The sequence below is a fragment of the Bartonella sp. TT29SHDZB genome (assembly GCF_042193395.1).
Taxonomy (GTDB): Bacteria; Pseudomonadota; Alphaproteobacteria; order Rhizobiales; family Rhizobiaceae; genus Bartonella.
Genome location: NZ_JBHILQ010000005.1, coordinates 1 through 14,660 on the forward strand (window position 1 = coordinate 1; position 14,660 = coordinate 14,660).

Genomic DNA, 14,660 nt, shown 5'->3' on the forward strand with positions numbered 1-14,660 from the left:
ATGTTTTTCCCGACACCATATTTGCCCTGATACATCGGACCACCCGCAGAAATGCTTAAACCTTGGCTGCTAGCTTGAGCATGCGCACCGTTGCTGATATCACTGGTGCTGATGCTTCCTGTGGTTAGGCTGTTTTTATCTGCCGGCGCAGTGCTGGAAATAAGTCCTCCGGTCAGCGTTGTTTTATCTTTAACGTTGATCTTAAAGCCGCCATCACCCGCTTTGATGCCTGATTGCTCCACAACACTATGATAATCACTAGAGGATTTATCCTTGTTCAAGGAAATATTGGTTGTGGCTGTACCCTCCTTTTCTCGACTATTATAACCAATGGAAAAAGAGTTTTGCTTGCTAGAACTTTGTCCCGTATCACTGCGGCTGGTAATGGCGAAATCACCCCCTACTTCCATTTCTACACGCTCTCCAGAAGCCACAGCACCTGCCAATGTGGTGTTTGCCCCACTCGTTGTGTGAACTGTGCCGGTGCCAATAATATGGCTGTTCTTCTGTTGAACCTCCTCACTGGAACCCTTGCCTTTACCAAAAGAAGCATTCCCCATCCACCCTGGACCACCGGTACCATAACTATACCCAACATTCATCGAAGCGCTTTGCGTGTGGTTTTCTGTGCTTTGCGTATTTTGAGCACTTTCAAAGATGATATCTTTACCTGCTCCTATGGTGATATTCCCGCTCTGTTCATCATTGCTTTGTATCGGGTTTGTACCGGCAATAATATCGGCTCCAACACCATGGATGCTACCTTTGTGGGCTTGCATATTAACAGCGCGTCCTGCTTCTATTGTACCTGTTACCGCGGTAGAGGTCTGAACAGAGGCTTCTGCCTTCTCTGTCTTAAAGCCCACGGTTACGCTAGCAGAAACATCAGCAATATCACGAATAGACTGTTTAAGGTTTCCACCCTTCATCTCATTATAAAGACCTTTGCCTTTGCTATAGAGATCATAGCCTTTTAGACCAGCAATAAGACCATTGCCGATTTTGTGTTTTGTATCCCCATGACCAAAACGTTTGGCTGCATCCTTTACATCTTTTACTGTACCAAGAATGCCCACATTGACAGAGCCTGTCACACCAGCAAAAGACTTTTCATGTGTCTCTTTGCCGTTAGAGGTATCATAGCTTTCTGAAAGCGTGATATTATTGCCGGCATCCATGTTGACATCACGATCCGCCGAAACAATGGCTGCTTGCATATTTACATCATTGTCAGCAGTAATCTGCACATCTTGGCGTGCCGTGATGTGTGATTGTGTGGAAGTATTTTCCCATTGATCGCCCGTATCTTTGGCGCTTGCAATTCCAACACCCACGGAAGCACCGCTGTTGCTCTTTTCAAACTGAAACCCAAAACCTGTACGTTCTTCCTTTGAGCTTGCCCTATGACGATTGTGACCAACAAGCACATTGACATCACGAGCTGCCGAAAGGTTAATATTCTCACCTGCAAGATCAGAGCCAACAATTTTCACATCTTTTTTCTTGGCAGTGATGGTGATATTGCCATCCGCATTGAGAGAAGAACCTTGATGCTCAAAACTCTCTTCATTTTCTGTCTTTCCCTCACTCCCGTATATCGACACAAAGCCCTTGCCTGATCCCACACCAAAACCCGTTTCATGGGTTTCTGAATGGCTTTTATGATGATCTGTCATGCCATCAATCGTCACACTTTCTCCGCTCACATTGATATCTTGACCGGAAAGAAGATGAGAAGCAGAAATCTTGGCTTCTCCTTGTGCGTCTAACACGATGTTGCCCGTTGCCCCAAGGATAGAGGAAACCGTTGTGGTATGCGATTGAGATGTATCGGACGATTTCTCATGCAAAAAGCCACTTGATGACGATTGTTCTTGTTGATCCAAGTGTTCTTGGGCGCCTTTTATGACAATCTTTCCCCCAGAGTGAATGGTAATATCCGCTTGTTTCTGATCTTCTGGTGCTTTCTCTCCTGACGTTTCCTCTGCCTTACCGGCTATGAGCGTCGAGGCTATAACTTCCGTATTGTTGCCTGAGTCAATGGCAATGCCTTCACCCCCTGTTATGCTTGACCCCACAACTTGGCGCACATCCATCTTGTTATGCTCAGATTTACTGCTACTAAACACCCCACCGTCTTTATGGTACGACATCTCATAATGTAAGCTATCCTCTGCATTATTGATCAGGACATCGTTGCTGGCTTTCAGCCCTACCTTGCCATCAGCCGCAATGGAACTGCCTGTGATGCTAAGATCATGCGGTTTGCCATCCTGCCCTGCAATGACAGTGGTGTCACCTCCCGATTTTATCGAAGAGCCAACGGCATGAGAGGCTTGCATATCCACTTTCGTGTTTTTGGTGCGAAGATGATACTCCATCTCATCGTTTCTCACCCCTATTGTTATCTCCCCTTGGGCGCCAAGTCCAACATTGCCCTTGGCATCTATATCGGAAGCAGCAATATGGATATCGCCACCCGATAGAACAGTGGTCTCTTTTCCAGAACTTAAATGAGAGCCATTGTGCAAGGCAACATGAGATGTTTCACTCCCATTCTGATTGTCCATGCTGTTGCGTGTGGCATCAATAGAAACATTGCCCTCAGCTTGCAAGAGAAGTTTATCCGTTGCTTGAACATCAGAGCCTAGAATATTCAAATCTTGTCCAGAGACATAAGTGGGCTTGATGTACTTTGAAAAATATTTCTTTAAAACAAATGTGTGAATACACAACAACAAGTGTATTCCGTTTAGGGTGTTTTGTTTTGCATGAGGAGTATGATCTCATTAAAAAATGCAATAAACAAAAACGTAAGACAATGCGTCATCTTCATTTTCATTATTTAAAAGACATTGCTCTAAATGCTTTTGAAAATCGTAAAGCTAAATTAAAAGAAGATGATAAAGTTGGAAACTAGTTTTTCTCTTTGTAACTTTATATTCTTCCCCAATGAGGCTGTATTCCCGTTTCAGAACTTACTCTAACAGATATATGTAGTACGCTCGCTCTAATCTGGTATATAAAAGTAGACTAATGTTCGTCACTGGTTATGATCTTGTCCTATTTCTGAGATTAATTAAATACTTTTCACTTAAGCGTAAAATGATAGCCGTGATATAAGATTTTATATAATAACTAGTTATAAAATAGATACATACTACTAATTCGCCTTTTATAATATAAAACTTTTTTTAAGCCTTATAATACAAAATGAAGGGATTAAGAGAGATAAAATAGAGAGCTAATAAAATAAAGGCCCCGTTAAACGAGGCCTTAGTATTTTTTATGCTTCTAATTTCATTTTTACGAAATTAGAATTTGTAAGCGACACCTACACGGAAGTCATTGGTTTTGTAGTTGAATTCACGTGTATCGTTTGCGAATTTCTTTTTACCAAAATCGGAGTAACGGTATTCTGCACGTAAAAGAACGTTGTCTGTCATTGCAAAGTCAACACCGCCGCCAATAGTGAAACCAACCATTGTCTTCGTGTCATCAGCCCAAGTACCACCAGTCAAATCTACATTTTGCTTAACTGGTGGTTTTTCAACCACATCAGCTTTTTGCTCAACTTTAACTCTCTCTCCTTTTCCTGTAACTGATTGAATGCCCTGTACCTGCGCATAGGCAATACCACCAGCAACATAAGGCATAATACGGTCAACAGCAGCAAAACCGATACGAACACGTGTAGCACCAGACCATTTTTCTTTGTAACTGTGCTTTTCCGTTACCTTGTCACCTATTTCAAACCGTTGCTGATCTTTTAATTCAACCTTAGCTTTTTCAAGGGCAGCATTAAAATCTTCTGCATTTTTTTCAGTAAGAGTCAATTCACGGGCTGTTTTTGATTCTTCACGGCCCGCCCAAACTGCATCGGTTTCAACACCGAGAATGAGACCATTTCCGAGGTCTACGTTAGATCCGGCATAAATACCACCCATGAAACCAGAAGGACTAGGTGTGTTATCTTTTTTGAAAAGTCCTTTATCTTCTCCTGGAATAGTTACTTTAGTTTTACTCGAAAAGTTGCCCACTTGACCACCAAGATAAAAACCTGTCCAAGAAAACGAAGGGGCTGCAGCGATAACTGCTGGTGCGACTTCATGAGGAATCACCACATCAGCAGCTTGTGCTGCAGAAGCTGAAATTAAAGCGGCAATAGAAGTTGCTATTAAAGATTTTGTATTCATAATTTTGCTCCTAAATTGACTATCAAACGACCTTACAAGATTACAGATAGAAAAGCTGTAGTAAAAATGTCACAATCATACAAATAAAACCCCAGAAAACAGCGGTTTTGTAAAAGTCAAGATCTCTTGAAAATTTAACTTTTTATTAATACTTTTTATTCATAATTGCACTTTTGATGAAATTAGAACTTGTAAGCGACATCTACATGAAAGTCATTGCTTCTGTAGCCTAGTTTAAGGTAATCCTTTTTAAATTCCTTCTTACCAAAGTCTGAGTAACAGTATTCCGCACGAAGCAGAATATGATCTGTCATCGCGAAATCTATACCACCACCAAGAGTGAAATCCACCATCGTTTTTGTTTTATCAAATACCGTAGCAGAAAATGCTTTACTTGGGTTATCATTTGCCGATTTTTTTGTTCCTGAAATTTTACCAACACCCTGTATTTACGCATAAGCAATACTACCGGCAACATAAGGCATAATACGATCAGCGACGGAAAAACCAACACGAACCCGTGTTGCACCAAACCTTTTTTCTTTGAAACCAATGCGATAAACTGCTGTGTAACCCTTTTGAAACTTTTCATTTTCATCCAATGTAACACCAGCATCTTCAAATTCATCATTAAAATCATTAATCGTAAGAATCTTTGAGACCGTCTTCGTCTCTCCTCGGTCTACCCGGACTGCATCGGTTTCAACACCTAGAATGAGGACATTTCCAAGATCTACGTTGCAACCTAAATAAATACCACCTATGAAACCGGAAGGCTTAGGCAATCCATATTTGTATGGAGTTTTTTTCTCTAAATCAAATACATCAATTTTGACTTAAAAAGTTGCTAACTTGACTACAAAAATAAAAATCTGTTCCCCAAAATGAAGAGGCTGTGATAACTGCTGGAGCTGTTTCTCGAGGAATGATAATATCAACAGCTTGCGCCGCAGAAGCTACTGCCATAGTGATAATAGAAGTTGTGACTAAAGATTTTATATTCGTAAACTTTGCTCCTCATTTATTTACGAGCACAGTATTATACGACTACATAAAAAACACTGTAGTAAAATGATACAGTCATAGGAAACAAAAGCTGCCGCAAGATAAAGTCATTTCATAACTTCACGTTTCACAAGAAATTGTAAGTTATGAATCCGTATAATTCATTGATTTTACCGAGTAATTATTGCATATCGTTTATAAAAAATCTTTTTACACCTCCAATAAATATGGAGTGTGTAATAATATAACAATAAAAATAACAGAGGCTCCGTCTTTAACAGAGCCTCATAACAATTTATTTTGTCTTCATCATTTCGTTGTTGATGAAATTAGAATTTGTATGCAACACCTACACGGAAATCATTGGTTTTGTAAGCTAATTTATCCCCGTCCTTTACAAATGCTTTTTTACCATAGTCTGAGTAACGATATTCTGCACGCAACAGAACATTGTCTGTCATTGCAAAGTCAATACCACCACCTACAGTGAAACCAACCATCGTTTTCGTTTCATCAAACACTTTAGCAGAAGCGATTTCGGCACCTTCAGCTGTCGCTGCCTTAAGAGAATCAACCACTTGCAGCTGCGTATAAGCAATACCACCAGCAACATAAGGCATAATGCGATCAACTGCTGCAAAACCAACACGAACGCGTGTTGCACCAGACCATTTTTCTTTTATAGAGGTGCCCTCTACACGTTTGTCAGTCGCCACGATACCAGCAATAGTTTTTCCTGTAGCAGGTGTAGCTTTAGCTTCTGTAAGCTCATCTTTGAAAGTTTGAAGGCCTGCTTCCCCAATGACTGCTGAATGCGCTTTTGAATCTTCGCGGTCAGCCCAGACTGCATCGGTTTCAACACCTAGAATGAGGCCATTTCCAAGATCTACGTTAGAACCTACATAAATACCCCCCATAAAACCGGAAGGCTTAGGTGTCCAGTCTTTATCTGTAATTTTCTTTTTTGTTTCTGAATCAACTACATCAACTTTACCTGAAAAGTTACCAACTTGACCACCGATATAAAAGCCTGTCCAAGAAAATGAAGGGGCTGCTGCGATGACTGCTGGGGCTGTTTCATGAGGGATGACAACATCAGCAGCTTGTGCTGCAGAAGCTGCCGCTATAGCGATAACAGAAGTTGTTACTAAAGATTTTATATTCATAAACTTTGCTCCTAATTTATTTATGAGCAAAGTGCTACAAGATTACAGAAAGAAAAGCTGTAGTAAAAATGATACAGTCACAGAAAATGGAGGGCACATCCCAGACAAAATTGCTTCATAGCTTGATTTTGTATAAGAAACCTAAAGATATATATACAAATAACTTATTGATTTTTAAATGTAATTATTTTTATTGCTTATGATTTTTTTAAGAAAATCTGAATAATATCTTTTCATATCCACAATAAATTATGTATTGTGTGATAATATAGCAACAGAAAATAACAGAGGCTCTGTTTTTGACAGAGCCTCTGTTATTTAACTTACCATCTGTTAAAATTTGTAAGCAACACCAACACGGAAATCATTGGTTTTGTAAGAAGTCTCATATTTATCATTTGAGAATTTCTTTTTACCAAAATCAGAGTAACGATATTCCGCACGGACAATAACGTTATTGGTCATTGCTAAATCAACACCAGCACCAAGCGTGTAACCAACAAGGGTCTTTGTTTCATCAGACAGAGTACCAGAAGCGATTACTTTGTCTGAATCTTTATCTGTTATTGAAATCAACGCACTATCTTGAAGCTGTGTATAAGCGATACCACCAGCAACATAAGGCATAATGCGTTCAGCTGCAAAACCAATACGCACGCGCGTTGCACCAGCCCATTTTTGTTTAAAAGTGAAACTGTGGGTTCGTTTAGCACCAGGTACAAGCGCATCTTTACCAATATTAATTGCAGCGTCTTTTAATACCTTGTTAATATAATTGATGTGTTCTGGGGCAATGACATATGTTTTTCCTGTCTTCGTATCATCTTTATTAGACCACATGATATCTGTATCAACACCTAGAATAAGGCCATTACCAAGATCAACGTTGGAACCTGCGTAAAGACCACCCATGAAACCAGATAGTTTAGGCAAAAGGTCATCAGGCGCTGGAATCTTGTTTCCATTACTGAGAATATCCATTTTCGTTTTACCCGAAAAACCACCAATCTGGCCCCCAACATAAAAACCTGTCCAAGAAAAAGTTGGAGCAACAATAACGGGAGCAACAGGTGTTGGACTGGGGGGAACAATAACATCTGCTGCTTGAGCTGCTGAAGCTGAAACAAAAGCGAAAGCAGAAGCTGTTATTAACCATTTCATATTCATATTTTCTCTCCATAGCTGAATATTTATTTGAACACATCATTTCATATAGAGCCCCATCTTCAGATATCTGTAGTAAAAATGACACACTTATAAAAAAAACAAAAAGCCAATCAAAGCACCCTTAATTGCTTGATCTGTAATAAATGAGAATTAAACTATGCCCATGCACAAATGATCCCTTTTCCTCACATTTGCTCTCCTTTATAATTTTGCAAAAAATCTGTGTCACAGTATCCTTCGTGTAAAGCGTATACTATTGACATGAAAATATAATATATTGATTTATAATGAAAAAATATCTTTTATATTCATTCATCTGTAATATTGAAGATGCTCTTATCTTAAGCCTTTTTATATTAAAGAAACCATCCCCCCTGCACCTCATAAACGCGCAAGTGTGTGAATAAATAAAACTATTTAAAAGCTAGAATGGCTCCTATTAATATTCTCAATATTATAACAATGAAGACTGTTACAATATTGAGAGCAGCTAAATGTAACAGTTCCATTTAAATTCATACAAACAACGTTTTTAGCTTCATCCTTCGTATAACCAAATGTGAATAGCTCTTTGATTATTTTTTCATCATTGTAAAGAATGCTTGTACCCTACAGAACAAGATCTTCACTACCCTATGAACTGCAACAAGATTACATGCAATTTCATCACGCTTGCTCTTTGTTTTTAATTTAGGCATTTATTCCTTTTTGACATATTCAAAGCATATATTATACTTCTTTATGTTTTTTTCACTTTTTAAAAACTCATTGGACCTCGTGCAAATAGGTTTGGCCGTCCTCTTTTCCCTGGTCTTTTTTTAGGATAATGATCTCTTTTTTTACCAGAATGTAACACAGGTACTAACTTAGCTGCTGTTATGCATTCGCTGTTATTTGTGCAAGAAAGTTCTATCTGAAAAACTTCAGATAATAACTTGCAAAGCTGTTCACCAGAAAAAAAACCTATTGGAGGAATAGTCGAAGATGCTCTCTGTACAAGGTTTTGAGACGCTAAAAAACTCGCACTCTGAGTGATAGAGATTGAAGCAAAAGTAGCAAAAGTTGTAATAAAATATTTTATATTCATAAATTTAACCTCATTAAATATCCATAATGGATTTTATCTAGTGCCTTCATTGCAAATTTCCAGAGAAAAATAATGTGTTTATAGATAAAAAGTGAAAATCCTTTAAAATAAAGCTTTGGAGAATTTTGCTTTTAAAATAAAAGAAAATTGCCCTGCTCTGCCAACATAGAAATTACTTATCGAGTAATAAATAAAGGCACGAAGTATCGTCTGAAAATAATAAACTATACGAATTTTACACCAACATATTGATTTATATATATAATCTATATTTTCCATATTGAATACCCCCCTCAAATATTAGAATATTATCTCATTTCAAACTTGTTCATTATACATTAAGCAAATTTATTCGCTTACACATCATAAATAAGGTTTGTATATGGATAAAAGTCTTGAAAAAAGGAGAAATTCTTACGAGAATGCTTAAATACAAAAGCTATTGCAACATTTTGATTGAGTAAAAAGCGCTCTTGCTGACTTGTTTCTAACAAATTTTTCTAGGAGTCGTTCTTTGCATTGTTCAGTATAATCGTGGTTATCTTTATACATTAATCATATAGTATATTGATTTATAATGATAGTTTATCGTTATTCATATTGAATAAGAACCCTAAATACCATAAGATTCTCTCATTCCAAATCTTTTTCATGTTGAATCAATCAACACCATTTGTTTGCACGTTATAAGTGGGGAAAGCTGTGTGGATAAAAAAGACTAAAAATGTCTCTTATGAACCGTACCAAGGGCTAAGGACTTACACAACATTGGGAATTGGCACAGTTGTGTGGATGATAGCGGCTTGTTACTCCATAAGCATGAAGATGGTAGTGTTCAATAGATTTTATATCATATTTTTGAGGGCGTTATCATTATACCATTCATAAGCGCCGCCGTAAAATGGACTTGGGTGCCGGTTTCTTTAAAAAAGCACATGAATTAGCAACACAAATATATTCCGTTTAGGGCGTTCTGTTTTACACGAAGAACGTAAATCCATTAAAAACATGAGGCAATGCGTAATCTCTATTATTTAACAGATATTGCTTTAAATACTTTTGAAAGCTATAAAGCAGAATTAAAAATGATGGTAAAGATGAGATTTGTTTTTTACATTTACACATTCATATTCTCCCCCAATTAGGCTGTATACCGGTTGCAGAGATTTAAGTCTTCCAACCGACCGTATGTTTTCAGCCTCTCCTCAAAATTGCTTTGTTTCAAATAAAAGCTGTTACAAAAATAAAAAAATATGAATTCGCAAAAGTACTTTTATTACCTAAACTTCAAATGAAATAGCACTTAAGAATTTATTATAATTCTTATCAGAAAAGATGAGAGGATAAAATGCCCATAATGTACAAGCATTTTGTCCTCTCACATCAATAATTAGCTCTATTTAAAAGCCAATTTTAAAGTTAGCTATGCGCAAAAATATCAACTTCCGCCCATCCTAAAAGATCAAGCCTAGCTCTCATAGGCAAAAATTGAAAGCATGCCTTGGCAACATTTTCTCGCTCTTCACGTCTTAAACGTTCTTCAAATATAACTTTTAAACGATGTAAATATAACACATCCGACGCAGCATATTCAATTTGTGCCTGTGATAACGTTTCTGCCGCCCAATCCGAAGATTGTTGCTGTTTAGAAATATTCACATTCAGCAGTTCATTACAAATTTCTTTCAAGCCATGACGATCCGTGTAAGTACGCGTGAGTTTCGAAGCAATCTTTGTACAAAAAATAGCCTCTGGCATAACACCAAATGTATGTGCTAAAATAGCAAGATCAAAACGCCCAAAATGGAATATTTTTACGACTGCTTTATCTTTAAGAAGCTTGACCAAATTAGGTGCATTCTTTTGTCCTTTAGCAATCTGTATAATATCAGCAGTACCATCTCCAGAAGAAAGCTGAACAACGCATAAACGATCACGATGGGGTTGTAATCCTAAAGTTTCGGTATCAATCGCAACAGCATCAGTTTGATAATTATCTAAGTTTGGTAAATCACCTTGATGAACACGAATCTCAGCCATTTACCCTCCTATTTGCTAAAGCTGCAAGAATACGCGCCCAAGACCGCTGCCCTTTATGAAACGATTTTAAATTATACTTTTCATTAGGAGAATGAATACGGTCATCAGCCAGTCCAAAACCAACCAAAAGAGTTTCCATACCAAGAATTGATCGAAAATCTGCTACAATTGGGATCGATCCCCCCATGGCTGTCAAGACAGCAGGCACTTCCCACTCTTGTGATAAGGCATCCTTCGCCTCCTTGATAAAAGATGAATCATCAGAAATCTGAAGTGCCGGAGAAGAACCGTGATTCTTAAATTCAACCTTACAATCAGCAGGAATTGAGCTACGTACATAATCACGCAACGCTTGGCGTATTTTCTCTGGATCTTGCTTATGCACCAAACGACACGATACTTTTGCACTCGCTTGAGAAGCAATAACCGTTTTCATCCCTTCCCCTTCATAGCCGCCACTAATACCATTAATTTCCATGGTAGGACGTGCCCATACAAGCTCTAAAATGCTCCACCCTTTTTCACCAGCTGGAACGGAAAGTCCTATAGGACCAAGAAAATTTTCAGCAGTACAATTAAGCGCATTCCATGATTGTAAAATATGTGGAGGTGTTTCTTCTACTCCATCATAAAAACCAGGAAGTGTTACCCTATTATTTTCATCGTGAAGTCCTGCTAAGATTTTCGTTAAAATACGAATGGGATTAGCTGCTACTCCTCCAAAATAACCAGAATGCAAATCACGATTAGCTGCTGTGATAATAATCTCTTCTGCCATAATTCCCCGAAGAGAAAGAGCAATAGATGGTGTATTCGCATCCCACATTGACGTGTCACAAACCAATGCATAATCTGCCTTAAGTTCATCTGTATTTGCTTTTAAAAAAGGAATAAGGGAAGGAGAAGCACTCTCTTCCTCGCCTTCACATAAAATAGTAACTTTAATAGGAAGCTGCCCTGTTTCTTTCTTAAATGCACGACATGCTTCAATAAAAGTCATCAACTGACCTTTGTCATCTGAAGCTCCACGAGCACAAATAACTTTCTCTCCATCTCTCTCTTTTAAAGAAGGTGTAAATGGATCATCCTCCCATAAACTCAATGGATCAACAGGTTGAACATCATAATGTCCGTAAAACAACACATGCAAACAATCATCTGAAGGTCCTGGATGATGTCCAACAACCATTGGATGACCTGGTGTATCGCGCCGTGAAGCCTCAAAACCTATTGTTTTTAAATCTTCTACCAACCAATCAGCTGCTTTACGACATGCATCCTTATAAGCTAAGTCGGTAGAAATCGATTGAAAACGTAAAAGAGAAAAAAGGCGTTCAAGGCTCTTCTCTATATTTCCATCAAGATGTGTTAGTACTTTATTCAGCATAAAAAAAACCTTTCAAGCCTTGTGTAATTATATTATAGATACGATGACTTTAAGCCTCTTGTAAGATTTTGCAAGACGCCTTATTCATTTTTGACATTGTGAGCAGTAAAAACTTGAACGTCCAGCCTGTAAAATGCGCATAATAGGCGCTCCACATTCCAAACATTGCTTGCCTTCTCGTCCATAAACTGAAAAAGCATGCTGAAAATAACCAAGTGAACCATCTATACGCATATAATCACGTAAAGAAGAGCCACCAGACAAAATGGCTTCAGAAATCACATTGCGTATATTTTGTGCTAAAGAATCTGCAAATTCACATGCACGTGTCGTTTTTGATGCCAATGTAAATGCACCACGTTGTGGAGACAAACGACTCCGCCAAAGTGCTTCGCAAACATAAATATTCCCAAGACCTGCAACAATAGACTGATCAAGTAAAACACCCTTGAGAGACATTTTTTTATTAACAAAAGCCTTTTGTAAATAACGACCAGAAAACGAATTACTCATAGGTTCAAGACCTAGCTTATTTAAAAGTGGATGTTCATAAAGCTTATCCGTATCGACTAAAAGCATAAACCCAAAGCGACGCACATCATTATAAATAAGACGATAAACGTCACCATTCTTTGTCTGAATATCCATGACAAAATGATCATGTTTAACTAATTTACTTGACGCTGAGTAAGTTTTTCTTAAAAAATCATTCTCTATACGCCATGAACCAGACATTCCTAAATGGCTTAAAATCGTTTCATCCTGAGAAAGATGAAATAATAAATATTTCGCACGCCGACCAAGTTCTATAATTGTTCTGCCAATAAGGCGCTCAGAAAAAGCCTCAGGAAAAGGAAAGCGCAAATCTCTACGATTAAGTTTGACAGATACTATCTTTGCATCAGTTACAACGGACTCAAGTCCACGACGAACTGTCTCTACTTCAGGAAGCTCAGGCATTACTCTTCTTTAATAATTATACACTTTCCAATCGTATCACTGATAAATTGACTTCTTCCCCCCCCAAAAAACGAAGACTTCCTCTACATCTACTAAACAAATTCTTGATGAGTGGATTTTACTTGGATTCCTACTCATGTGAGTCATTTAACTAAAGGCTTTATGGTCAAGCCCTGCCTTGAATATATACCACACACTCTAAAATACTTAACGTATCAATGAGACTTACATCCCACCCCACCTCAAATGACGGTGTTTTATGGTAACAAAATTAAGCCCATTCACCCTTACGAAATACAGGAACTCTTACACCATCTTGGGTAATGCCATCTATGTCAATTTCACCAGAACCAATCATCCAGTCAATATGAATGATACTTTTATTCCCACCACGCGCTGCAATCTCTTCTGCTGTCAATGACGCTCCATCTAAAAAGCATTTGGAATAACACTGCCCTAAAGCAATATGACATGCAGCATTTTCATCAAATAAGGTATTATAAAAAAGGAGGTCACTCTTAGAAATTGGTGAAGAATGGGGCACAAGGGCAACTTCGCCCAACCGGCTTGCACCCTCATCACTTTGCAAAACCTGCTGTAAAACTTCTTGGCCTGTTGATGCACGAGCCTCAACAATACGCCCTGCTTCAAAACGTACTTCAATATTATCAACCAGAGTTCCTTGATAGGAAAGGGGCTTTGTTGAGCGAACGAAACCTTCAACCTTATGAGCATGAGGAGTCGTGAAAACTTCTTCTGTCGGAATATTCGGATTGCAAATAACACCATTTTGAGCAATGGATGCACCACCATGCCATTCATGATCATCTGCCAAACCAACAGTTAAATCAGTCCCTGGCCCTGTAAAGTGTAAGGCAGAAAAACGCTGCTCATTAAGCCAAGATGACCGTTTCTTCAAATGTGCATTATGGACAGTCCACGCCTGCACCGGATCTTCTCCTGTAACACGTGAAGCAGAAAAAATTGCATCAGCTAATTTTTTAATCGCCTCATTAAGTGGTAAAGAAGGAAACATTGCCTCAGCCCATCCTGCTGTTGGATAAGCAACAATCGACCAATTCATAGCAAAATTTGATATTTGCTTGAGTGCCGGCTGGTAAGCTATTGAAGTGGCTTTATTTAAACGTGAAACCTTATCAAAATCCTGATTGGAAAGGAGCAAAGGATTATCACCAACAATCGCTAAACGCGCTGCCCCATTTTCAAAAGCCTTTGCCATTCCCTCATAGAGCCAAGAAGGGGCACAATCAAAACTAGCTGTATGGGCATTTTCAAACCGTGTAAGTGATAACATATCATCACTAAAAATTGGTGTAATGACACCAGCACCAACCTTATAAGCATGATATGCAATACGCCGAACAAAAGGTAACGCTGAAACTGGAGCAGTTAAAACAAGATCCTGCCCCTCTTGTAAATTCAACCCCACTTTCACTGTAATTTCTGCAAGACGATTAAGCATTTCAGGCGAAATTGTCTCATGAATATCAAAGTACATTACCAATACCCTTCTTTAAATAGAATGCGTTCTTTATGTCGTCATATTATAAATTGTTTTTCAGATCCTTTGAATTTACTTTCCTCACCTATATTTGTAAGTGTTATCATCGCCAAAGGATTTACTTAATTCA

9 protein-coding genes and 2 pseudogenes are annotated in these 14,660 nt (G+C 38.3%); 1 reads left to right on the top strand and 10 read right to left on the bottom strand.

The genetic code is table 11. The annotated features are described in order from the left end of the window. Positions 1-2,681 (bottom strand): annotated as a pseudogene (locus tag ACFIJJ_RS03800) (hemagglutinin repeat-containing protein); the annotation flags it as partial. Positions 2,682-2,695: 14 nt separating this feature from the next. Here ACFIJJ_RS03800 and ACFIJJ_RS03805 point away from each other — a divergent pair. Further along, positions 2,696-2,920 carry a hypothetical protein gene (locus ACFIJJ_RS03805; protein WP_375646045.1) on the top strand — a complete coding sequence of 75 codons (225 nt, stop codon included), beginning with the start codon at positions 2,696-2,698 and terminating at the stop codon, positions 2,918-2,920. A gap of 394 nt (positions 2,921-3,314) precedes the next feature. On the opposite strand, the gene ACFIJJ_RS03810 is transcribed toward ACFIJJ_RS03805, so the two are convergent. The 9 genes and pseudogenes from ACFIJJ_RS03810 to ACFIJJ_RS03850 all read right to left on the bottom strand — a co-directional run bounded on the left by ACFIJJ_RS03810 (position 3,315) and on the right by ACFIJJ_RS03850 (position 14,527). Then, positions 3,315-4,196 (bottom strand): outer membrane protein, encoded by an 882-nt coding sequence (locus ACFIJJ_RS03810; protein ID WP_375645967.1) that lies wholly within the window; start codon positions 4,194-4,196, stop codon positions 3,315-3,317. 182 nt (positions 4,197-4,378) lie between these two features. Continuing rightward, positions 4,379-5,162 (bottom strand): annotated as a pseudogene (locus ACFIJJ_RS03815) (outer membrane protein). A 368-nt stretch (positions 5,163-5,530) separates the two neighbouring features. Then, entirely contained in the window at positions 5,531-6,367 is an 837-nt protein-coding gene (locus ACFIJJ_RS03820; protein WP_375645968.1) for a porin, read from the bottom strand. 333 nt (positions 6,368-6,700) lie between these two features. Beyond that, complete coding sequence (locus ACFIJJ_RS03825) at positions 6,701-7,534, bottom strand: outer membrane protein (RefSeq protein ID WP_375645969.1); 834 nt, start codon at positions 7,532-7,534, stop codon at positions 6,701-6,703. Between the two features lie 757 nt (positions 7,535-8,291). Further along, positions 8,292-8,621, bottom strand: coding sequence for a hypothetical protein (locus ACFIJJ_RS03830; protein WP_375623093.1), 330 nt, complete (start codon positions 8,619-8,621; stop codon positions 8,292-8,294). Between the two features lie 1,419 nt (positions 8,622-10,040). Continuing rightward, complete coding sequence (locus ACFIJJ_RS03835) at positions 10,041-10,661, bottom strand: ribonuclease D (RefSeq protein WP_273790559.1); 621 nt, start codon at positions 10,659-10,661, stop codon at positions 10,041-10,043. Continuing rightward, the gene (locus ACFIJJ_RS03840; protein ID WP_375645971.1) at positions 10,654-12,048 is read right to left on the bottom strand and encodes a M20/M25/M40 family metallo-hydrolase; all 1,395 of its coding nucleotides are present in this window, start codon (positions 12,046-12,048) and stop codon (positions 10,654-10,656) included. Before ACFIJJ_RS03840 ends, ACFIJJ_RS03835 begins: the two co-directional genes overlap by 8 nt. A gap of 84 nt (positions 12,049-12,132) precedes the next feature. Continuing rightward, entirely contained in the window at positions 12,133-13,008 is an 876-nt protein-coding gene (gene mutM, locus ACFIJJ_RS03845; RefSeq protein WP_375645972.1) for a bifunctional DNA-formamidopyrimidine glycosylase/DNA-(apurinic or apyrimidinic site) lyase, read from the bottom strand. A 271-nt stretch (positions 13,009-13,279) separates the two neighbouring features. Beyond that, positions 13,280-14,527, bottom strand: coding sequence for an aminopeptidase (locus ACFIJJ_RS03850; protein WP_375623085.1), 1,248 nt, complete (start codon positions 14,525-14,527; stop codon positions 13,280-13,282). Positions 14,528-14,660 lie beyond the last annotated feature (133 nt).